The 19,388-nt window shown below is 58.8% G+C and carries 19 protein-coding genes and 1 tRNA gene; 5 read left to right on the top strand and 15 right to left on the bottom strand.

Annotated features, from left to right (window positions below):
* The first annotated feature begins 33 nt into the window (after nucleotides 1-33).
* The 3 genes from GPK39_RS05615 (at nucleotide 34) to GPK39_RS05625 (ending at nucleotide 1,703) form a co-directional block, all read left to right on the top strand.
* Entirely contained in the window at nucleotides 34-279 is a 246-nt protein-coding gene (locus tag GPK39_RS05615) for a hypothetical protein (protein WP_117629696.1), read from the top strand.
* Nucleotides 280-288: 9 nt separating this feature from the next.
* A complete protein-coding gene (locus GPK39_RS05620) occupies nucleotides 289-675 on the top strand; it encodes a hypothetical protein (RefSeq protein WP_215674279.1) in 387 nt (128 codons plus the stop codon).
* Nucleotides 676-1,133: 458 nt separating this feature from the next.
* Complete coding sequence (locus GPK39_RS05625; protein ID WP_215674281.1) at nucleotides 1,134-1,703, top strand: hypothetical protein; 570 nt, start codon at nucleotides 1,134-1,136, stop codon at nucleotides 1,701-1,703.
* Nucleotides 1,704-1,749: 46 nt separating this feature from the next.
* Here the strand turns inward: GPK39_RS05625 and GPK39_RS05630 are convergent, their stop codons facing one another.
* The 6 genes from GPK39_RS05630 to GPK39_RS05650 form a co-directional block, all read right to left on the bottom strand.
* The gene (locus tag GPK39_RS05630; RefSeq protein WP_215674283.1) at nucleotides 1,750-2,487 is read right to left on the bottom strand and encodes a metallophosphoesterase family protein; all 738 of its coding nucleotides are present in this window, start codon (nucleotides 2,485-2,487) and stop codon (nucleotides 1,750-1,752) included.
* Nucleotides 2,487-3,284 (bottom strand): metallophosphoesterase, encoded by a 798-nt coding sequence (locus GPK39_RS05635; protein ID WP_338404396.1) that lies wholly within the window; start codon nucleotides 3,282-3,284, stop codon nucleotides 2,487-2,489. Before GPK39_RS05635 ends, GPK39_RS05630 begins: the two co-directional genes overlap by 1 nt.
* Complete coding sequence (locus tag GPK39_RS05640; RefSeq protein ID WP_215674284.1) at nucleotides 3,209-3,847, bottom strand: hypothetical protein; 639 nt, start codon at nucleotides 3,845-3,847, stop codon at nucleotides 3,209-3,211. The genes GPK39_RS05635 and GPK39_RS05640 overlap by 76 nt, the downstream gene beginning before the upstream one ends.
* A gap of 265 nt (nucleotides 3,848-4,112) precedes the next feature.
* Nucleotides 4,113-4,238: a hypothetical protein gene (locus GPK39_RS09660; protein WP_255413117.1), complete on the bottom strand. Its 126-nt coding sequence runs from the start codon at nucleotides 4,236-4,238 to the stop codon at nucleotides 4,113-4,115.
* A 187-nt stretch (nucleotides 4,239-4,425) separates the two neighbouring features.
* On the bottom strand, nucleotides 4,426-5,625 hold the full coding sequence (locus tag GPK39_RS05645; RefSeq protein ID WP_215674286.1) for a relaxase/mobilization nuclease domain-containing protein: 1,200 nt from the start codon (nucleotides 5,623-5,625) through the stop codon (nucleotides 4,426-4,428).
* Entirely contained in the window at nucleotides 5,612-6,112 is a 501-nt protein-coding gene (locus tag GPK39_RS05650) for a plasmid mobilization protein (protein ID WP_215674288.1), read from the bottom strand. The genes GPK39_RS05645 and GPK39_RS05650 overlap by 14 nt, the downstream gene beginning before the upstream one ends.
* Here GPK39_RS05650 and GPK39_RS05655 point away from each other — a divergent pair.
* The gene (locus GPK39_RS05655) at nucleotides 6,093-6,341 is read left to right on the top strand and encodes a hypothetical protein (protein ID WP_215674290.1); all 249 of its coding nucleotides are present in this window, start codon (nucleotides 6,093-6,095) and stop codon (nucleotides 6,339-6,341) included. The genes GPK39_RS05650 and GPK39_RS05655 overlap by 20 nt on opposite strands.
* Nucleotides 6,342-6,883: 542 nt before the next feature.
* Here GPK39_RS05655 and GPK39_RS05660 read toward each other — a convergent pair.
* Nucleotides 6,884-7,555: a hypothetical protein gene (locus tag GPK39_RS05660; RefSeq protein WP_252204704.1), complete on the bottom strand. Its 672-nt coding sequence runs from the start codon at nucleotides 7,553-7,555 to the stop codon at nucleotides 6,884-6,886.
* Between the two features lie 47 nt (nucleotides 7,556-7,602).
* Nucleotides 7,603-10,977 (bottom strand): hypothetical protein, encoded by a 3,375-nt coding sequence (locus GPK39_RS05665; protein WP_215674292.1) that lies wholly within the window; start codon nucleotides 10,975-10,977, stop codon nucleotides 7,603-7,605.
* Between the two features lie 139 nt (nucleotides 10,978-11,116).
* Between GPK39_RS05665 and GPK39_RS05670 the strand changes: the two genes are divergently transcribed.
* Complete coding sequence (locus GPK39_RS05670) at nucleotides 11,117-11,350, top strand: helix-turn-helix domain-containing protein (RefSeq protein WP_231500812.1); 234 nt, start codon at nucleotides 11,117-11,119, stop codon at nucleotides 11,348-11,350.
* A gap of 453 nt (nucleotides 11,351-11,803) precedes the next feature.
* On the opposite strand, the gene GPK39_RS05675 is transcribed toward GPK39_RS05670, so the two are convergent.
* The 7 genes from GPK39_RS05675 to GPK39_RS05705 all read right to left on the bottom strand — a co-directional run bounded on the left by GPK39_RS05675 (nucleotide 11,804) and on the right by GPK39_RS05705 (nucleotide 19,202).
* Nucleotides 11,804-11,879, bottom strand: a tRNA-Arg gene (locus GPK39_RS05675).
* A 302-nt stretch (nucleotides 11,880-12,181) separates the two neighbouring features.
* Nucleotides 12,182-12,580: a DUF956 family protein gene (locus GPK39_RS05680; RefSeq protein ID WP_006235193.1), complete on the bottom strand. Its 399-nt coding sequence runs from the start codon at nucleotides 12,578-12,580 to the stop codon at nucleotides 12,182-12,184.
* A gap of 120 nt (nucleotides 12,581-12,700) precedes the next feature.
* Nucleotides 12,701-13,621, bottom strand: a complete 921-nt coding sequence (locus GPK39_RS05685; RefSeq protein WP_022094170.1) for a PTS system mannose/fructose/sorbose family transporter subunit IID — start codon at nucleotides 13,619-13,621, stop codon at nucleotides 12,701-12,703.
* Nucleotides 13,622-13,637: 16 nt separating this feature from the next.
* On the bottom strand, nucleotides 13,638-14,456 hold the full coding sequence (locus GPK39_RS05690; RefSeq protein WP_215674294.1) for a PTS mannose/fructose/sorbose transporter subunit IIC: 819 nt from the start codon (nucleotides 14,454-14,456) through the stop codon (nucleotides 13,638-13,640).
* 18 nt (nucleotides 14,457-14,474) lie between these two features.
* Nucleotides 14,475-15,464 (bottom strand): PTS sugar transporter subunit IIB, encoded by a 990-nt coding sequence (locus tag GPK39_RS05695; RefSeq protein ID WP_148332486.1) that lies wholly within the window; start codon nucleotides 15,462-15,464, stop codon nucleotides 14,475-14,477.
* Nucleotides 15,465-15,801: 337 nt separating this feature from the next.
* Entirely contained in the window at nucleotides 15,802-16,230 is a 429-nt protein-coding gene (locus GPK39_RS05700) for a hydrogenase maturation nickel metallochaperone HypA/HybF (RefSeq protein WP_215674295.1), read from the bottom strand.
* A gap of 194 nt (nucleotides 16,231-16,424) precedes the next feature.
* Nucleotides 16,425-19,202 (bottom strand): FAD-dependent oxidoreductase, encoded by a 2,778-nt coding sequence (locus tag GPK39_RS05705; protein ID WP_215674297.1) that lies wholly within the window; start codon nucleotides 19,200-19,202, stop codon nucleotides 16,425-16,427.
* Nucleotides 19,203-19,388: the final 186 nt, after the last annotated feature.

The raw sequence follows: 19,388 nt of genomic DNA on the forward strand, positions 1-19,388 counted from the left end.
CAGGGAGGGCCCTCATTGAAAGGATAGCTCATCATGGCTACTCCACAGATTAGCACTCAGGCGTCCACACCGACTTTCCCCACTGGTGCCGCTCAGTGCGATCGGTTGCTCCGCGTTAACGATATCCGCGAACTCACTGGCTGGAGCGAAAATACCGCGCGCAAGTTTATGCGCGAGTCCGGCAAGCTCATCCAAATCCATCGCTCGAATTACATGTTTGAAAGCTCGTTCTACGAACTTTTCAAGCAGCTCGAAGGTCGTACCGCCCACCTTGACTAGGCGGTAAACATGAGCGAGCTACCGTCGATTTCCGACAAATATTCCGATGATGTTACTGAGCAACGAGAGATTAGAAGGAAAATGGATAACGCGAGTTTTATTTCGGTGCCCGACTGGGCGTGTTGTGCCACCACTGTCGCTGCCGAGCGCCTCATCCTCGGCCTAGTATGGAAGCTTGGAAATCCTTCCAAAAACAAACGAGCCATGGGCTTTTACGCAAAAAGCAAATGGATTGAGGAGCGCTACCACCTGAGTAAGAACACGATCTCCCGGGCCTATACCTCTTTGAAGGATAAAGGGTTTATTCAAAAAGCGGGCGATGGCAGCTGGATGCTTAATTACGCCGCAGTCTACCCCGCCGCAATCGAAAACGGCTGGGAGCCCAAGAAATCTTAAGTCCATAGCCCGACTATCGAGGTCGTGAAGGTCGGTAATCGCCGGGCGTCTATAAGAGCATGCCGCGGATGTAAAATGAAACAGGGTCGAACCGAAACAGTTCCCGGACAATTGGCGTCCGGCCAGACACTTCGATTCGACCCTTTTTCATGCCCGCATCTAAAACAATCCCATAATCATTCTCGACATCTTTAACGCCATCACTCTCCCGCCACCAACACGTCGTAGGAGCCATTTACAACGAATCGATATGGCCGTCCATTCATGGTCTTTAAGGCGCGTGATACCATGAAAACGTGCGGTATTTCTCCAACCGAAAACCTGCATGAACGTATGACTTGAGACGCTTTTAGAACTCACCAAGCGCAGGACAAACACAACTCAACAGCGGCAGCGTATTTGTTCCCAGCCGTACGGCATGGCGGAGCCATGCCCATTGTTGATTGGAGTGCCGCACGATGACAGACAACCCAAACGAGAGAAAAATCAGCGAGACGCCCGGCGTGAAGTCCGTCCTCGATGAGGCCGCCGAGCGGATCGAGGCGACATGGCGGGAGAAGCTGCTGCGCGAGACGGGCAACCTCATGACCGAGAACGCACTGCTCATGGCCCAGGTGGATGAATTCAGCCGCAAGCTCGCCGAGGCGACGGATCGGAATGAAAAGATTGAGGCCGACTGCAATGAGCGGATTGCCTTTATAGAGGAGAAGTTCGAACTCGATACCGCGAGCCTCGAGATCGAGAACAACGAGCTCCATGCCGCGAGCGTCAGATATCTCGCCGATGCTCGGGAACTCGACAGGCAGGTCGTCCAGCTCCATGCCGAGGCCGTGGGCATGGTCGATGAGATCGAGCGACTGCGCGGCGAGCGTGATGCCGCGCTGAAAGCCCAAGCCGAGTTGAACGACGCACTCCTGGCCCAGCGCGACCTGATGGCCGAGGTCGCCGCCCTCAAGGACTGCCTTGCCGCCTCCGAGCAGCGTGCGGCCGTGGCCGAGGCCAAGATCGAGGTCATGAATGAAAGGTGAGTAGCCCCGCACCTCTCCTGTCAGGCGGCTGATTTCTAGGAACCTTCTAGAGCACTTCTAGAAGGTTCCTAGAGCCGGGTGCAGCATCTTCGATCGGCACGATGTCTCGGTAGATAAGGCGATGCCTGGCGTCGCACCATTTGTCGCCGTGGTAGTGGCCGAAGAACCAGACGCGGTAGCCGAGCCGTTCGTCGAGTTCGCCCAGGAATCGTTGCAGCAGGTCGTCTCGATACTCGCGTCCGCGGTCGCGGCACAGCTTCTCTGCCAGGGCAGCAGGGGCCTCATGCGTCATCACGTAATCGGCCCTCCAGCCTACGCGGTCGAGCGAGGCGCGGCAGTGGTCCATCTCCTCCTCGCTCGGCATCTCCTCGGGCCACCAGCTCCTCCCCTCCCTGCGATACTGCCTGTCGTTGCTCGCGGCACCGCCCATGGCAAGGACCGTGAGCCCGTCGATGTCGAACACCTCTCCACGCATCAGGTGCAGCACGTGCGGTCGCGCCTCATGGACGAGCCCGCCGTTCCACTCCCGCACCGGCAGTTCTGCCAGGGCGTGGTGGTTCTCATGGTTGCCGTCTACGAAACACGTGGTCCACGGCTTCGATTCGAACCAGTCGAGCCAGTATTTCTCGGCGTTGGATCCATCCCAGACAAAGCCGAAATCGCCGGCCACGATCACCGCGTCATCGCGCGTCAGGGTCCGGCCCAGCGGCCAAGACCTGAAGGCGAACCTGCTGGCCCCGTACTCGGCCCTGCCGTGCACGTCGCCTGTCACATAGATAGCCATCAGAACGAACCCCACGGCAGGAGTTTGTCCCCGAGCCTCACGATCCGGTCGTACAGCACGGTATGACGTTCGTCCGGGTTGCCGTCTTGGTGAAAATGGCCGTAATACCAGCGCTTGTAGTCCAGGCGGTCCTCGAGCTCGTCGAGGAATTCGGTCAGCCGGTCCACATCAGGGCGCTCCCAGCCTGGGTCCGGGTAGAGCGTCGGCGAGAGCATGCGCGTCGAGCAGGTATGGGTGATGACGCAGTCGACCTTCCAGCCGACCTCGTCGAGCTTTGTCCGCGCGGTATCGAAATCGCGCTCGTCCGGGAGCTCCTGAGGCCACCAGCTGGAATACGGCACGCGGTATTCCCTGTCCACGCTCGTGGCACCGCCCATGGTGAAGACCGTCGATCCGTCGAGCTCGAAGACCTCCCCGCGCATGAGGCGGCGGATGGGCGAAGTATCCGATAAACGTTGCGTCAGCCCGCCGCGCCACGGCTCCATGGGGCGCTCCCCCCAGTGGTCGAAGCGCTCGTGGTTGCCGTCGACGAACAGTACCGTGTAGGGGCGCGACTCCAGCCAGGCGATGTCGGCGCATTCCTCGGCAGAGAAATCCCACGGAAAGCCAAAGTCGCCGGCGATGATCAGATAGTCGTCGCTGCCAAGACTATCCCCAAGCTCCCAGTCGCGGAGCTTTTGCATGTCGAGCCCACCGTGGATGTCGCCCGTCACATAGACCGTCATCGAATCACCTCTTCCCTCTTGTACGCCGCCAGCTCGCGCTCGACCTGCCTGTCGCCGGTCTCGTTGACCCACCAGGGCCATTTCACCCGGCCGCACGGCTCGTCGACTCCGGAGAACCATTCCCTCAGCTCATCGAGGCTCACCGGGGAGTGCCCGTTGGCATCGCAACCGACGTCGTAGCGCAGAAGGCCCTGCTTGCGGTTGAACTCGTTGTACGCGCCGCCGCTGCTGTGGATGTGCCCGTGGAGGTGCCACGATCCATGGTTCATGCCCTGCCAGTCGGCCATGGGGTAATGGCTCAGGACGATCTTCTGCCCGTCGATCTTGAGCACGCAAATCGGCGGCTCCACGGTGAAGGCGCCCGCGACCGCCGGCTGGGTCCAGTCCTTGTCGTGGTTTCCCGGGACGAGGTGGATGCGCCTGCAGGCGATCCGCTTGCGCAGCCCGTAGGCGTCCTGGGCGGTCATCTTGAATGAGAAATCCCCCAGGATGTAGAGCTCGTCGTCCACGGCAACCTTGCCATTGATGTTGTCGACGATGGCGTCGTTCATCTGCCAAATCGTCTCCCACGGGCGGTCGGTGAACTTCAGCACGTTCTCATGCCCGAAGTGGGTGTCGCTGGTAAACCAGATCATTTTTATGTCTCCTTTTATCGCTAAAAAACGTTCTCCTTCGAGGTCAGGAGACGTTTTATGAGCGACATGAGGTGCATATCCCTCATGTTTCAAGCTCCAATCTGCCGGATTTGCCCAACTATATAAGTTTACGCCCACGCGCGAACAGGATTTGATTTTTGAAATATGGACGAATTCCTCGTCAGGAGGGTAAAATGGTGCCGACGGCAGCCCAAGTTGTAGAGAGCTGGGCAGAGCCGTTGCTTAATGAAGTTGGGTCATCGTCTTAGCGACGGTGGCCTTTCTTTTTGGGCTTCGAACCCTGCTTGAGTGCCTTGGAAAGGCCGACAAGGGCCGTGAGGAGCGAGACCATAGCGGTCAGGAGCTTCACGAGCTCGGTGAAATCGGTCATGGGCATCACCTCCCATCAAATGGAGGGCTCTGCCCGGCACGAGGGCTGCCGACAGCAAGGACGATTCTATCAGAGCGGCTGACCCCCGCCGATCAATTCATACTCCTCATCCTCGCCGAATTGCGAGTATGGCAGAATCGGCACTGGATGGCAGCGCGCTAGGGCACCGACGATAGGCTTTCCAAAACTAGCGAGGCGCGTCGCCGCGATCGTAATCGCCTCGGTCGACCGCACGATCGACCTGCGGCGAGATGTCGCCGTTGCCACCATGGGCTCGTCCTGCGGCGCGAACGCGGTCATCGCCAGCATCGGGAACGGCGCCGGCGTAACGGTTGCGAATCTCCCTTGCGTAACCGCGCCGGGCAAGAAGCTCATCACGAACCGCCGGATCCTCGAGCAGATCTTCATCGCACTTCGGTGCGATGAACTTAGGAAAGAGATTGTAGGCGACGCCCTTGCTCGCCTTTGCCTGCTCGACCCACGCCGAATACGCCTTCTTAAGCCGTTGAATGTAAATCTCGCAACGCCTCTCATAAGGAAGGGCTCGCTCGGCCTCCAGCACGTTATTTTTGAAGGCCGCCTCAAGTTGCTTGACCGCAAACCTCCCGTCAAGACGAGCCAGGTTGAAAGTGCACTTCGGGTTGCCGGCCTCCTTGATATCGAGATCTGTCGCATAGACTCGATTGTTCTTGATGAAAATGTCTACGCCCCATGAGGCAAGTAACTTTTTAAACTGCTCCATATTCTTCGGATGACCTTCGTTGATTGCAAGATGGATCAACTCGCGCAGATTGTTTTTATAACTGTACTCTCCCCGCTCAACGATTTTCTTTTCAGTGTCGCGCGGCTGTCGGTCTCGAATCTTCGAGTTCTTCTTTCCCTTTTCGAGCTGAGCGAGATTCCAGGCCTCGTCCATTTCACGAACCCACGCAGCGCGTTCGTACTTTCCGCGACGCCCACCCGTCTCGCAACGCTTACCCGTCAAAAGATCCGTGCGGTTAATCGCCATATGGACCGCGTAACGTTTTCCCGCCTTATCGCTTTCCTCATGCAAGGCGACAATCACTTGTTGATGCGGGTAGTGTTTCGCAAGCCATTGCTCCGCGTAGGCCATACATGCATCGGGGGTCATCTTGCCTCCGTTGCAGCTGCACTCCTCGGGAAGAAACGCAAGAACCTGATGAAGCATCGTTATGTTCTTCGCGCCGGCACGCGCGGGCCTGTCGTGATGAAACATCTTCCGCGTCATAGCCATCTCGGAAAACCAGTGCTTTCGGTTCGCGAGGTTCCAGCCGCCGCGGGCCAAAGCGTGCTTGCCGTTAATGTACTCGCGCACATTCTTCGCGTAGCGCTCGGACGAAACACCTTTCTGCTTAACGACGGTCATCGAGCTCACCGCCATCGGTGAAATAGCGCTGTTCGAGCTCTTCGATGAAGAGAGTGACTTTACGGGCATTTTGGTAAACCTTTTCGAGTGTGCGGAAAACAGCTTTCTCGTTGTAGGCCGGAAGACCCTGTGCGTTCATAAAGTACATCAGCTGATTGAGATTCGTTCCCTCGTGATACAGCTCGCGATAGATTTTCGCGACCTGGCTCATATCGAAATCGATTTTCTCGATTTTCCCGGCAAGCATCACGCGGCGGGCATACGCACTGACGGTCGCACCGAGTGCATCCGCCTGTTTGCAGATTGCCTCGTGTTCGTCATCGCTGACTTTAACGTAAATGACCTTCGAACGCTTTTTGTCCGAATCACCTGAAACGGGTTGCAGCTTTTTACTGCGGCCACCGTCATCATTTTTAGAAATGACTAGATCATCGAGTGAATCACTCCGATGAATCAAGGCATAGCGAATGAGTTCGGCCTTCGTCATGCCTGCCTTGTCCGCCAAAGCGGAAAACGTTTCGTATTCTTCAGAAGTGAGTGTCGCCTTAACGGTGTGTGGACGCTTGCAACTCATCATGCCCCCAGGAAAGCAGAGCGAATCGGTGAGGCCACCGATTCAAAACCAATATGAGATTGCTTTCCTTTTTTTGGGAGCGACTGACGTCGCGCCGATTTTTGAAGTGACGCCGTCGCTTCCCTTAGAAATGAAGGCGTAACTTCATTTCTAACTTTATCGCCGTGGGAGGCGATAAACAAGATGTTTTGGCAGATAAAGGGGCCGAGTATGGCCCCATTTATCTAGCCCAACACCAATCTTGCAATCACCGGAACGGCGATTGGGCGGAGCGGAGCGTAGACACGAAATGAGAGGCCTCGTTTCGAGCGAAAGGCTTCGCGGTGTCGTAGTGTCAGCGGAGACCGTGAGCGGAAGCGAATTTTTAACGCGAAGGATGCTGAGTGTTAGAGATTCGCTGTAGCGAGAGCGGAGCGGTAATACGAATGCGAGAGATGCCGAGAATTTGAAGTCCCGCGCAGCGGACTCCGGGCGAGGGCTAGAGCAAGTTGATGGAAGACCTTACCGATTTGCGGGAGGTTTTGCCCGAAGAATCCGGCACCGCCGGATTCTTTTGGAACGGCCTCTCGTTTGATTGCTTTCCTATCGTTTGCTCCCAGACTGGGCGTCTAAAAAGGCGGCCGAACCGGCCGCCCACAAATAAATAAACATTTACCGAATGTAAGAGGAGAGGAACGATGTACATTACTCCCAGTGACCGGCGACGTCGACAACCCAATGCTGTCCCGTAGCCTGCTGTTCATAATGTCCCTGGTCCTCAGATGTGGTATACGAATCATCTACAACGGATCCACCGATACCGCCGTTTTCGCCATCGTTAATAATCCAAGCGTAGGCGGCATCTTCGGAATCGAAGGGCCCTACCATAGTACCACCATGGTTGACCCAGAAACGAGGATGGCGCGTATACACTACATTCGGCACCCAGACCTGGCTGTAATCTGTCTCCCAGTGTCCCTGCTCGGCAACCCACTTCTTCTGGCTACCGCCGTTGGAAGAGGAATTGTTGCTGCCGGAACTCTGCGAATTGCTGGAATTCTGCTTGGAGTCGGAGGAGTTTCCCTTGCTGTCAGACTTCGACGAGTCGGAAGACTTGTTATCCTCTTTCTTGGAGTCATCGGACTTCTGGTCCTTGCCGTCGGATTCTTTCTTCTCCTCGTTCTTGGTTCCAGAGGTTTGCGCCGCCTTTTCTTCGCTTGGCTTCTTTTTGTCTTTATTCTTTACCGCTGTGGCGGCCCTTTCCGTAGAGCCGCTTCCTTGCTTTGCAACGCTGGCACATCCAAGTTGAGGTGCCGAAAGGCACACCAGAAGCGCAACGATAATAGCCTTTGTTCTCACACCGATCTCCCTGTCCATGAAACCGGGCGTTGGACACTAGCCGATATCCAACGCCCGACTCGCTTTTACATCTGCTCGCGGCGCTTCTTCCGGTCGAGGAAGACGCCGGCCGCCACGAGGACGGTACCGCCGATGGCGAACGTCTCGCCGATGAGTCCCGCGCGGTCACCGGTCTGGGCGAGGCTGCCGGGCTGGGCGAGGCTGCCGGGCTTAGCGGTATCCGTGCCGGCGAGGTGCTTCGGGGTGTATGCCGCCTGCTGCTTTGCGACCTCCTCTGCCTCCTGTCGTGCGATCTCATCGGAAAGCTTCTGCTCCGTTGCGATGCGGTCGGACTTCGCCAACTCGTAGGCGGTGAGTGTCGCATCGTAGACGGGCTGGAGCTCGTCCACCGCGGCCTGCTTCTCGTCCAGGATGGCCTTGGCGGGCGCGACCTTGGCACGTGCCTCGACTGCTGCGGCGAAAAGCGCGTTGAGGGCGTCATCCGCGTTCACATCATGGCCGGAAGCGATCGCCGCGCCGGCATCGATGGAGTTCAGCTTCGACAGCTTGGCGTCTGCCAGCGCCTTCGCCTGTTCGGCGGCGGAGACCAGGGACTCGGCGGCGGCGGTATCCGCCTTCGCGGCATCGAGGGCGGCCTTGGTGTCATTGACGGCCTTTACTGCATCCTGCTCGCGCTGCTGTGCCTCTGCGAGCTTCGCGGCAAGACCGGTGAGGATGTCGAGGTTCGACTGTGCGTCATCGAGATCGGTCTGGGAGCCGGTAAGCCTGTCGGCGGCAACGCCGGCGTCGGTCTTTGCGGCATCGACGGCACGCTGGGCATCCGCGAGGGCGCGTGCGGTGGCGTCCGCCTTTTGCTCGGCGGCGGCGAGGACGGTCGCTTTCTCGGTCTGATCGGCTACCGCCGAGTCATGGACGCTCTTTGCTGTATCGAGCGCCTTCTTGGCGTCGGCGACGTCCTGGAAGAACTTCGCGAGATCGGCGTTCGCATCGGCAACGCTCTGCTGCTTGGCAGAGGTGTCGGCCTTTGCGGCATCCAACTTAGATTGTACGGTCGTTACGGCTGCGTTGGCAGCATCAAAAACAACCTGCTTCTGCTGGACGGTCGACTTTGCCGTATCGACTGCCGCGTTGGCGGCATCGAGGTCCGATTTCGCCGCATCAAGCTCGGTCTGGGCATCGGTGACGCCCTGCTGCTTGGCGGCGACATCAGCCTTGGCGGCATCGACGGCACGCTGGGCATCGGTGACGTCCTGCTTCGCGGCATCGACGTCTGCCTGTGCGAAATCCGCTGCGTCCTGCTTCTGCTGGACGGTTGCGGCGGCGCCGGCGGCTGCCTGCTGCTTGGATGCGAGATCGGCCTTGGCTACGTCGAGTGCGCTCTTGGCGTTCTTGAGGCCGTTGATATAGGAGGTCAGCTTTTGCTCGTACTCGTCGACGGAGATGGGGTTCGTGTTCCAACCGGAGCCGGACCAGCCGGAGATCTCTGCGGTGTAGCACTGCGTCTGAAGCCCGGACATGGTGCCCTTGGTGCAGGTTGCCATTCCCATAACGGCGAGTTCGGGATTGATGATGTTCATGTAATGGCCGACGGTGCCGCTACTGCCGTTCTCCCAGTGGCAGTTGTCTGCAATCCAGTGGTTGATTGCGACACCGTTCTTTGCATAGAAATCATAGGCATCCTTGCCGACAAGACCGGTGACTCCATAAAGGGCCTCCGTTGCCTTGTCGAAAAAGCCCTTCTCCTGCTCGATCCACTGCCCACTCGGATCGATTCCGTAATTCCATGCCAGGTTTTCGGCAAAATCATATTGACGGGCATGATCGAGCACAGTGTCACTGTAGTTGGCATCCGCAATGGCTCCGGCGATGAGCTTGTAGGTGACCTGGAGCTCGGACAGGCCGACCGACTTGCGGTAGTCGTTGACGGACTTCATCCACCTGATCGCATTGAGCATGTTATCAAGGGACGTGGCGTCCTTGGAGTTGCCGACTTCGGTCTTTCCGACATATTTGGCGTTCAGGATGATGTTGACTGCGTCATCGGCACCCATGGCACGGAAGAAGCCGATGGCTCCCTGCTTGAGTTGCGCGTCGGCGGAATCGAGTTTCGCCTGTGCCTCGTCGACCTTCTGCTGGGCGGCGGTCACGGCGGCGTCTGCGGTATCCTTTGCGGCCTTGGCGTTCGCGAGCTCTACGTCGGCGGCTGCCTTGGCGGACTCGGCGTCCTTGACAGCCTGCTTCGCGGCATCCAGCTTGGCGACGGCGTCGGCATTCGCCTGCTTGGCCGCATCGAGGCCGGCGTTCGCGACATCGAGAGCGGACTGAGCGGCGTTCACACCGGTTTCGGCATCGGCCGCGGCCTGCTGCTTTACGGAGAGGGCCACCTGGGCATCATTCAGGTCGGCCTGTGCCGTTGCCGCAGCGGACTGTACCTGCTCGAGCTCGGACTCGCACTGGGACTGTGTCGCTTGTGCGGCAGCGAGGGCTGCCTCCGCGTCCGCGACCTTCTGTTTTGCCGCATCGTACTCCGGGCCGCTCGCGCCTGCCTCCGCTGCGGCGAGGTCTGCTTTCGCCTTCTCGTAGGCGGCGCTGGCGGCTGCGGCCTTCGCATCCGCCGCGTCCTTGTTCTGCCTGGCTGCAGTGAGGACAGAATCGGCGGAATCCTTTGCAGACTGGGCCGCAACCAGCTTGGACTGGGCATCGGCAAGCGTCGCGTTGGCGTTGGCGAGGCCGGCCTGTGCCCTTTCCACGGCAGCCTGGGCGTCGCGCACGGCCTGTTCGGCGGCACTGATTGCCTCCGGGGTGGCGCTTACGGCATCTGCCTTGGCCTTATCGAGGGCGTCCTTGGCATCCTGGGCCGCCTTGAGGGCGGACTGGTACGCTTCGTCCTTCTCGGACGCATCCGCCTTGGCGTCTGCGAGACCCGCCTTCGCCTGCTCGAGGTCCTTGCCGGCGGCATCGGCGGCGTCCTTGCCCTCTGCGACCTGACGGGCGTACTCGTCCATTGCCGCTCGGTCAGCTGCCGTACCGGCGTTGACTGCAGAATCGTAGGATGCCTTGGCCTGGTCGCGGGCGGAAGCCGCCTCGTTGTAGGGACCGGCGGCCTCATCGTAGGCTGCCTTGGCGGCGTCCTCCTTCGCCTTCGCCTCGTTGACTGCCTTCTGCAGGTCCGCGATGGTCTGTGCGGCGGATTTCGCGCCGGTACCGGATGCCGCGCCGGCGTGGGCGGCGATCGGCGACATCACGGCGGGGTGCTGTGTGCCCCCGTCACCGGTCTGGGCGAATGCCGTGAACGGTGAGATGAGGCTCGATCCGGTCATGGCGGCCATGGTCGCCGCGGTGACGGTCAGACGCGCGATCCCCTTCGGGGCGTGAATCTTTTTGCTTGGCAGTGCGGCGAAGTGATCGCCACCGGCAGCGAAATGCTTTCCCTGAGTCATTGTGCTGTTCCATTCCTTTTCCGTGCCCTATCCGACTGGGCATCAGAGTGCTTTCCAATAGAGATAATTATGCGCCTTAACTGGGATTGTTGTATATAGTCCGTTGGCTTTTATACAACAATCCATGACTCTTTTTGTCATGGATATCTCGCCGCTACAACGATCCTTTGGTCTACGCTGCAAAGAATTAAGATCAAAGTCTGGTTACTCTCAAGTACAATTTGCGAATCGCATCGGCATGGACAGGTCTTACTACGCCTCGATAGAGGTCGGACGAAGAAATGTCAGTCTTTCTAACCTCTGTAAAATTGCTAACGGATTCGACATGACAATCGCTGCACTCATGACTGGTGTGACTGAGAAAACGGATTAGTCCATCAATCAATCAATCAGCGAACGCAGTGAGCGAATCAATCGACGGCACAGCCGGCGGCAAGGACACGGTACGTGGCCGCGCAGCGAGCTTCGCGAGCGAAGAGGACGGCATCGCCGTCCCTATATCTTTATAGTATATTTCTCTATTAATTGGTTTCACCAAAATGGGTATAGCTCAAGCTTCTGAACAGGCATTTTTATCAAAAACTCAAAGCAGCCGAATCATCAAAATGGTGAAATTTTTTACCCAAATTGAGGAAGCGCTTCACCAAAATGGAACCGACTAACGGCTGTTGAAAACTTTTTATCCCCAAAATGGTGATTTCCTGTTTTCAGTGGAAAACTCGGTAAGTTAAATTATTTACTTACCAGATTTACAAACAAAAGCAGTTCTTAACCCTAAAACCAGAACAGGTCAGAAGCAAAATTAACTCCTGACCTGCGATTTTTCTGGTGCCCCCGGGCGGATTCGAACCGTCGACACCCGCTTTAGGAGAGCGGTGCTCTATCCCCTGAGCTACGGAGGCATGTTGTACTAGTGTAGCAGATTTACGCCGTTGTAATACAGCGTATAGCCACTCTTCGAAGTTGCAGTGGAACAGCCCTCCGGAAAGTGTGTCCCACTATCCAGGCAAATTCTGGGTCAAACTTTCCCAATGGGACCTCGCTGGAAACTGTGTCCCAGAATTTCGGCTCGAAACGGGACCCAGTTTCCCAAACGACCCCGTTCCGGAAACTACATCCCGGAATCGGCGCTCGAACTGGGATGCACTTTCCCGATCGAGCCCCATGGGAAACTGCGTCCCACTTGGGGGGCGCTCTTTAATGACTAGTTGCCTTTGTGGAAGAGGTTTTTGATAACGGAGGGGATGCTCTTGGCGCCCTTGGCCGTCACATCGATAAAGTCGGGCGAACGCACAAGCTTATCCTCGTCGACGTACTTGCGGACCGCGCGCAACGTCTCTTTGTCGTCGCGCGTCGAAAACGTAAAGTGACCGTTGTCCTTGGTGAAGATGGCAAAACGCGTGATCTTCTTGGTGCCGCGTAAAACCTCGGCGGCAATATAGTCGACCTCGTCCCACGGGATTTGAATATAATCCTCGGGATTGCGCTCGTTGTAATACTCGAACGCCTTATTGCCCACCATCACGTTACCGTGGCTGGTAAGCCCCATCAGGCAGGTTGCCGGCGTTGCCAGATCGACCGTGCTGTTCTGAGATTGCGCCATGCGCACCTCGCCCTCCAAATAAAACAATCGGACCGCATCCAGTGTACCCACCGGGTGCGGTCCGTTTCAATGGCTCAAAAGCCCTTGCCTAGCAATTCTCGGTCTTAAGCCGAAACGTGCTTACATGAAGCCGCAGACGCGACCGATGATGCCGATGGCGAAGAGAGCCAGGATGATGACGATCGGGCTGACCTTCTTCTTGAGGAGCTTGCAGACCAGCAGGGTCAGGCACACGGCGGCAAGGCCGGGGATGAGCTGATCGAGGTTGGCCTGAAGCGTGGTGACCTTCACCTGATCAAGGGCGTTAGCACCGATGGAGTTATACATCGTCAGTGCTTCCTTGACACCCTCAGAACCAGAGGGCAGGTTAGCCCAGTCGATAAAGGCGCCAGCAGACTGCGTGACCTTGGAGACGACCGGGGTGAAGGAGATGGACACCCAGCGCTCGACCAGGGCGCCGATGATGAACATACCCAGGATGGAAGCACCCTCGGTGACCTTGCCCATCAGACCGCCGGAGAGGTCCTTGGCGATGGAGGAGCCGACCTTGTAGCCAAACTCCTGCGTGTACCACAGGAAGGCGTAACGGATGATGTTCCACGCGAAGAAGAACAGCAGCGGACCGGCAATGCTGCCGGACAGGGCCAGGGAAGCGCCCAGAGCGCCCAGAATCGGGCGAAGGGTGAACCAGAAGGCGGGGTCGCCGACGCCGGCGAGCGGGCCCATCATACCGACCTTGACGCCCTGAATGGCGACGTCGTCAATCGGAGCACCGTTGGCGCGCTCCTCCTCGAGAGCGAGGGTAACGCCAATGACGGGGGCGGAAACATAGGGGTGGGTGTTATAGAACTCCAGGTGGCGCTTAAGAGCGGCAATCTGGTCATCCTTGCTGGTGTAGAGCTTCTTGATCGCAGGGATCATTGCGAAGCACCAGCCGCCGTTCTGCATACGCTCGTAGTTCCACGAGCCCTGAAGGAACTGATGACGGAAGCAAACCTTCTTACGGTCAGCCTTGGTGAGCTGAATCTTGTTCTCTGCCATATGTATCACTCCCCTCCTACTCGTAATCGTTCAGAATGTCGCCGAGTGGGTCGCCGGAGCCACCGCCCATGCCGCCACCCTGCTTGGCCAGATCCTTAAGGCCAAGGTAGATGAGGGCAAGGGAGATGCCGATGAGGCCAAGGGCGATAAGCGTGAGCTGAGGGATGGCAGCAAGGACAAAGCCGAGGATGAAGAACGGCCAGGTCTCCTTGGTGGCCATCATGTTGATGACCATGGCGTAACCGACGGAAGCGACCATGCCGCCGCCGACAGCCATGCCGCCGGACAGCCAGTCGGGCATAGCGTTAAGCGCGTTGGTAACGGCCTCGGCCGGGATGATGCACAGAAGCACTGCCGGAATGGCGATACGAAGGCCCTGCATAAGGATGGCAATGTACTGCCAGCGCTCGATGCCGGCGAAGTCGCCCTTCTCGGCGCAACCGTCCATGGCGTGAGCGATAGCGGTAGCCAGGGTACGGCAGATCATGGTCAGGAACAGACCAGCGACCGACAGCGGGACGGCGACGGCGATAGCGGCGGTAACGGCCTTGGCCGAATCGGTGGCGCCACCGTTGAGGGCGAGCACCATGATGATCGAAGAAGCGACCGAGGCCAGAGCGGCGTCAGGCGCGACAGCGGCGCCGACGTTAGCCCAGCCAAGGGCCATCATCTGGAGCGAGCCGCCCAGGAGGATGCCCTCCTGAAGGTGACCGGTTACGAGACCGATAAGCGTGCATGCCACGAGCGGCTGATGGAACTGGAACTCATCCAGAATGCCTTCCATACCGGCAAGCAACGCGACAATCGCAACAAGCAGAATAGTGATTGCAGACATGTATCGGACCCTCCTTTACTATGCTTGAGCGGCCAGTTCGGCCTTAGCTTTCTTCAACATGGCGTCGAGATCCTCGGAGGAATCCGAAGGAACCTTGCGGACCTCGAACTTGACGCCCTTGGCCTTGAGGGCCTCGAGAGTCTTAACGTCGTCATCGCCCATGGCGACGGCGTTGGTGACGACGACCTTGCCCTTGGAGTGAGCCATGGAACCGATGTTGACTTCCTTGATGTCGACGCCGGCCTCGATGGCCTTGAGCAGATCCTGCGGGTTCTCGAAGAGCAGCATGGCCTTGGTGTCACCAAAGCGCGTGTCCTTGACGACCTCGGCCATCTTCTTGATGGGCACGACGTTGGCATGGACTCCCGGAGGGGCAGCCTGCTCGATCATGGTCTTGCGGAGCTCGTCGTGAGCAACGCCGTCGGAAACCACGATGATGCGGTTGGGGTTGATCTGCTTGGTCCACGTGGTGGCCACCTGACCATGAAGCAGACGGGTGTCGATACGGACGTGGGCAATCTTGATGTGCCCGTCGCCGATGACCGTTCCCGGAGGGATGGCGCCTGCAGGAGCAGCGGCGGCCGCAGCCGGCTTCTTCTCCTCGGGCTCCAGAGACTCGGGCTTGACGCGCACGCCAGCCTTAGCCTCAGTCACGAGATGTTTTGCGATCGCATGTGCAGTGTTCTTTGCGTCAAAGCGCTGCGAATATGCCTCGATGAGCATAGGCAGGTTGACACCGGTGACGATAGCCCAGGAATCGTGGCCCTCGATGAGCCCGCTGATCTGGTTGAACGGCGTGCCGCCCCACAGATCAACGAGGAAGAGCACCTGCTCCTGGTCCTCGAAGGAAGCGACTGCTTCCTCGACCTTGGCACGGAAATCGTCGGGGCCCATGCTCGGCTCGAGCGAGACCACGGCAACAGACGGCTGATCGCCAAAGACCATCGAGCCCGTCTGCTTGATTCCAGCTGCCAAGTCCCCGTGGCTAGCAAGAACAATACTTACCATCACATAACCTCCTTTTTGTCTACGTATTTCCTACACGACATGAAAGGAGTATACCTGTTTGGATTGTGGAATTATAGCTAAAATCGCAAAAGGTTGGATTATTTGTTTAAACGTCTATGTTTGTTACAAATTGATTACGTTGCTGGCTTATAGCTCATTGCCTGTTAAAACGTGATTTGCTGATTGCTTTCAAAGACATATAAAGGTGCACCGTTCGTTAAGACCGCTTTTAGGTGAATCCCAATGCGTCTGCGTGCCACCATTTTGTTTAAACAGACATGACTTGACTAACCGAAGCAAGTATGTTTAGAACTCTAGCCCATGTAGACATTAGATGTTAGGCGATGTGGAGGGGGTTGGCGGCGTCGACGGCATCGGGGGCGTCGGAGAGGCCGTCAGGAGCAGCGTCTGCCGGGTCCTCGTCGGGGGTCTCGATCTGTTTGATCATTACCTCTTGGCCCTGCAGCAAATAGGTCTCGCCGCTACCGCAATGGGGACAGGTCTTGCCGTGCTCGACCGTCGCGTAGTCGCGGCCGCACGCCTCGCAATGTGTCACGGCCTCGACGGGCTCCACGATAAGCTCCGCGCCCTGCGCGATAGGCTTTTTATCTGCTGCCCAGCGCCAAGCGTCGAGCAGCAAGTCGGGAACGACGCCCGAGACCTCGCCCAACAGCAACGTCACGCTCGAAACGCGACGCACGCCATGAGCGCGCGCCACATTCTCAACATCGCGAATGATGTGATAGACGATTCCGAGCTCGTGCACTTTTAATTCCTTCCGCCGTTCTACCGAACGGCGGTCGGCTTGACGCTGCGCGAGCCCCAGACGGGCGATCTGCCTTTCAATCGTCGGGCATGGGCAAAAGCCCTATGCCCTCCTCTTTCAAGGCACCTCGCCACGCCTGGGACTCGCTCGCTGTCCAACCGCTCTCTGCGCCGTTCTCCTGCTTGTTGCGTTTCTTACTTCTTCCCGAATTTGATCTTGATGGCGCGCTTGAGCGCGTACTTGCCCAGGCTTGGAAGCTTTTGCTCGTATTTGACCATCGTGGAGCACTCGGGGCGGTCGCGATCCAGATGGATGGCGTCAAACGCGCACTTGGTGGTGCACAGGCCGCAGCCGATGCACTTGTTGGGGTCGACGATCGAGGCGCCGCAGCCCAAGCAGCGGGCGGTCTCGGCGCGCACCTGCTCCTCGGTAAAGGTCTCAACATACTCGCTAAACGGCGCAGCCTTCTCGCGTTCGCGGTCCACGTGGGCAACCTCGCGGCTCGCGTTGTCGTAGCTTCCGATCACGACATCGTCGCGGTCGAGCGCGGTGTAGCGGCGCTGGTTGCGGCCGATGGTGAGCGTGGAGCCCGGCTGCACAAAGCGATGGATGGACACCGCGGCCTCGTGACCGGCGGCGATAGCGTCGATGGCAAAGCTGGGACCAGTGTAGACGTCACCACCCACAAAGATGTCGGGTTCGGCGGTCTGGTAGGTCTGGGGATCGGCAAGGGCACCCTGACCGCGGCCAAGCTCCACCTGGGAACCAGCTAGCAGGTCACCCCACACAATGGACTGGCCAATCGACATGACGACACGGTCGGCATCGACACGGCGCAGATCGTTCTCGTCGTACTCGGGCGCAAACCGGCCCTCGTCGTCAAAGACACGCGTGCAGCGCTTGAAGGTGATACCGCACACGCGACCGACCTCGTCCAGGTGAACCTCCTTGGGGCCCCAGCCGCAGCTGATGTGAGCGCCGTCCTCAACGGCCTCGCGACGCTCCTCCTCGCTGGCGGGCATCTGGGCCTCGCCCTCCAGACAGAACATCTCAACATGCTCAGAGCCCAGACGGCAGGCGTTGCGGGCAACGTCGATGGCCACGTTGCCGCCGCCCACCACAATGGTGCGGCCGGACAGGGTATCGATCTTGCCGCTGTTAACCTCGCGAAGGAAGTCGACGGCCACGGTCACGTCCTCGGCATCCTCGCCCGGAATGCCGGCAAGGCGGCCGCCCTGGCAGCCAATGGCAACGTAGAAGGCCTTGAAGCCCTGCGCGCGCAGCTCGTCGAGCGTCACGTCTCGACCGACTTCCACGCCATAGCGGAACTCGGCACCCATCAGGCGAATGACCTCGACCTCGGTCTCAATGACGTCCTTCTGCAGCTTAAAGCTGGGAATGCCGTAGGTGAGCATGCCGCCCGGGCGCTCGTTTTTCTCGAACACGACGGGCTTGTAGCCCTTCTCGGCAAGATAGAAAGCACAGGACAGGCCAGCCGGGCCGGCACCGATGATGGCAATCTTCTGATCGAAGCCGCCAGCGCGCGTCGGGGTCACCACAGGTGGGACATAGCGGGTCGCGGCGTCCAGATCGCGCTGGGCGATAAACTTCTTGACCTCGTCGATAGCCACGGCGGCGTCCACACGGCCGCGGGTGCAGGCATCCTCGCAGCGGCGGTTGCACACACGGCCGCAGATAGCGGGCAGCGGGTTCTCGCGCTTAATGAGTGCTAGGGCCTCGTCATAGCGACCCTGAGCCGCAAGCTTCAGATAGCCCTGAACGGCAACGTGCGCGGGGCAGGCCGTCTTGCAGGGAGCGGTGCCGGACTCATGCGTCTCGATGCGGTTGTCGTTGCGGTAGTTGGGCGACCACTTGGTGTGGTCCCACTTGGTGGCGTCGGGCAGCTCCTGGCGCGGATACTCGGGCACCTGTCCGCCGGCCTTTTTGCTGCAGAGCTTCTGGCCGAGCTTGGCGGCGCCGGCCGGGCACACCTCAACGCAGCGACCGCAGGCCACGCACTTGTCCTTCTCGACCTTGGCGACATAGGCCGAGCGCGACAGGTTGGGCGTGTTGAACAGCTGCGAGGTGCGCAGGGCGTAGCACACGTTGACGTTGCAGTTGCAGATGGCGAAGATCTTGTTCTCGCCGTCGATATTGGTGATCTGGTGCACAAAGCCGTTGTCCTCGGCCTGGCGCAGGATGTCGTAAACCTCGTCGCGCGTCACGTAATGGCCGCGGTCGGTCTCAACCACATAGTCGGCCATATCGCCCACGGCAATGCACCAGTCGGCGGGGTCGTCGGCGCAGCCCTCGCCCATCACGCGACGGCTCGCGCGGCAGCTGCAGGTGCTGGCGGCATATTTGCCATCGTATTTGTCGAGCCAATGCTCGATATGCTCGATCGGCACCGACGTGCTCGCGGCATCGATAGCCTTCTCGACCGGAATGACATGCATGCCGATGCCGGCGCCACCGGGCGGCACCATCGGCGTGGCCTTGGACAGCGGTCCCTTGGACGCCTGCTCAAAGAACTTGGCATAGACCGGATGCTCCTCGAGCTGGCTCACGCGCATGTTGAGAAACTCAGCGGAACCCGGCACCAGCATGGGCAGCACCCACTGCTTGGCGCGCTCGGGGTTTTCCCAGTTGTACTCGAGCAGACCCGTGTAGCTCATGTCGTCGAGCATCTTCTCGATATCGGCTTCGGGCATGCCGGTGAGCTTGACCATCTCGGGCAGCGTATAGGGACGGCGCATCTTCATCTTGCAGAGCACTTCGGCCTGCTCGTCAGTCGCGGCCTCGGCAAACGACCAGTACTCGTAGCCCAGCAGCTCATCGCGATGCAGCAGACGGTTGGTGCAGTGCTCGCACAGCTTGACGATGGCCTCGCGCGGATGCTCCGGCAGCGGCGGCACGAACTCCGAACCGATGTCGGGCTCGGTGTAGCTAATCCCCGGTCCGTTGAGAATCATGGTTGTCCCTTCTCTTGCCACAGCCCGGCGAGACCGCGGCACCCCTCTTTTTTGCAGGCCGGGCATGCCCCCATGCCGTTCACCCGCCATTAGTTGACATTGTGTCAAAAACAGTATTGACGAACCGTCAACAATATTCAAGACTGTTAGGCGAACGGTCAGGCTCAAACGGATGAAAGGCGGCAA

The sequence above is a fragment of the Collinsella aerofaciens genome, assembly GCF_018785245.1.
GTDB lineage: Bacteria > Actinomycetota > Coriobacteriia > Coriobacteriales > Coriobacteriaceae > Collinsella > Collinsella aerofaciens_AD.

Coding starts and splice junctions, on each gene's coding strand:
- GPK39_RS05620 (WP_215674279.1), top strand. CDS start 289: ATGAGCGAGCTACCGTCGATTTCCGACAAATATTCCGATGATGTTACT.
- GPK39_RS05625 (WP_215674281.1), top strand. CDS start 1,134: ATGACAGACAACCCAAACGAGAGAAAAATCAGCGAGACGCCCGGCGTG.
- GPK39_RS05655 (WP_215674290.1), top strand. CDS start 6,093: ATGAGTTCGGCCTTCGTCATGCCTGCCTTGTCCGCCAAAGCGGAAAAC.
- GPK39_RS05695 (WP_148332486.1), bottom strand. CDS start 15,464: ATGGTAAGTATTGTTCTTGCTAGCCACGGGGACTTGGCAGCTGGAATC.
- GPK39_RS05705 (WP_215674297.1), bottom strand. CDS start 19,202: ATGATTCTCAACGGACCGGGGATTAGCTACACCGAGCCCGACATCGGT.
- GPK39_RS05650 (WP_215674288.1), bottom strand. CDS start 6,112: ATGACGAAGGCCGAACTCATTCGCTATGCCTTGATTCATCGGAGTGAT.
- GPK39_RS05690 (WP_215674294.1), bottom strand. CDS start 14,456: ATGTCTGCAATCACTATTCTGCTTGTTGCGATTGTCGCGTTGCTTGCC.
- GPK39_RS05630 (WP_215674283.1), bottom strand. CDS start 2,487: ATGGCTATCTATGTGACAGGCGACGTGCACGGCAGGGCCGAGTACGGG.
- GPK39_RS05660 (WP_252204704.1), bottom strand. CDS start 7,555: ATGGACAGGGAGATCGGTGTGAGAACAAAGGCTATTATCGTTGCGCTT.
- GPK39_RS05665 (WP_215674292.1), bottom strand. CDS start 10,977: ATGACTCAGGGAAAGCATTTCGCTGCCGGTGGCGATCACTTCGCCGCA.
- GPK39_RS05685 (WP_022094170.1), bottom strand. CDS start 13,621: ATGGCAGAGAACAAGATTCAGCTCACCAAGGCTGACCGTAAGAAGGTT.
- GPK39_RS05680 (WP_006235193.1), bottom strand. CDS start 12,580: ATGGCGCAATCTCAGAACAGCACGGTCGATCTGGCAACGCCGGCAACC.
- GPK39_RS05645 (WP_215674286.1), bottom strand. CDS start 5,625: ATGACCGTCGTTAAGCAGAAAGGTGTTTCGTCCGAGCGCTACGCGAAG.
- GPK39_RS05640 (WP_215674284.1), bottom strand. CDS start 3,847: ATGATCTGGTTTACCAGCGACACCCACTTCGGGCATGAGAACGTGCTG.
- GPK39_RS05670 (WP_231500812.1), top strand. CDS start 11,117: ATGGATATCTCGCCGCTACAACGATCCTTTGGTCTACGCTGCAAAGAA.
- GPK39_RS05615 (WP_117629696.1), top strand. CDS start 34: ATGGCTACTCCACAGATTAGCACTCAGGCGTCCACACCGACTTTCCCC.
- GPK39_RS09660 (WP_255413117.1), bottom strand. CDS start 4,238: ATGACCGATTTCACCGAGCTCGTGAAGCTCCTGACCGCTATGGTCTCG.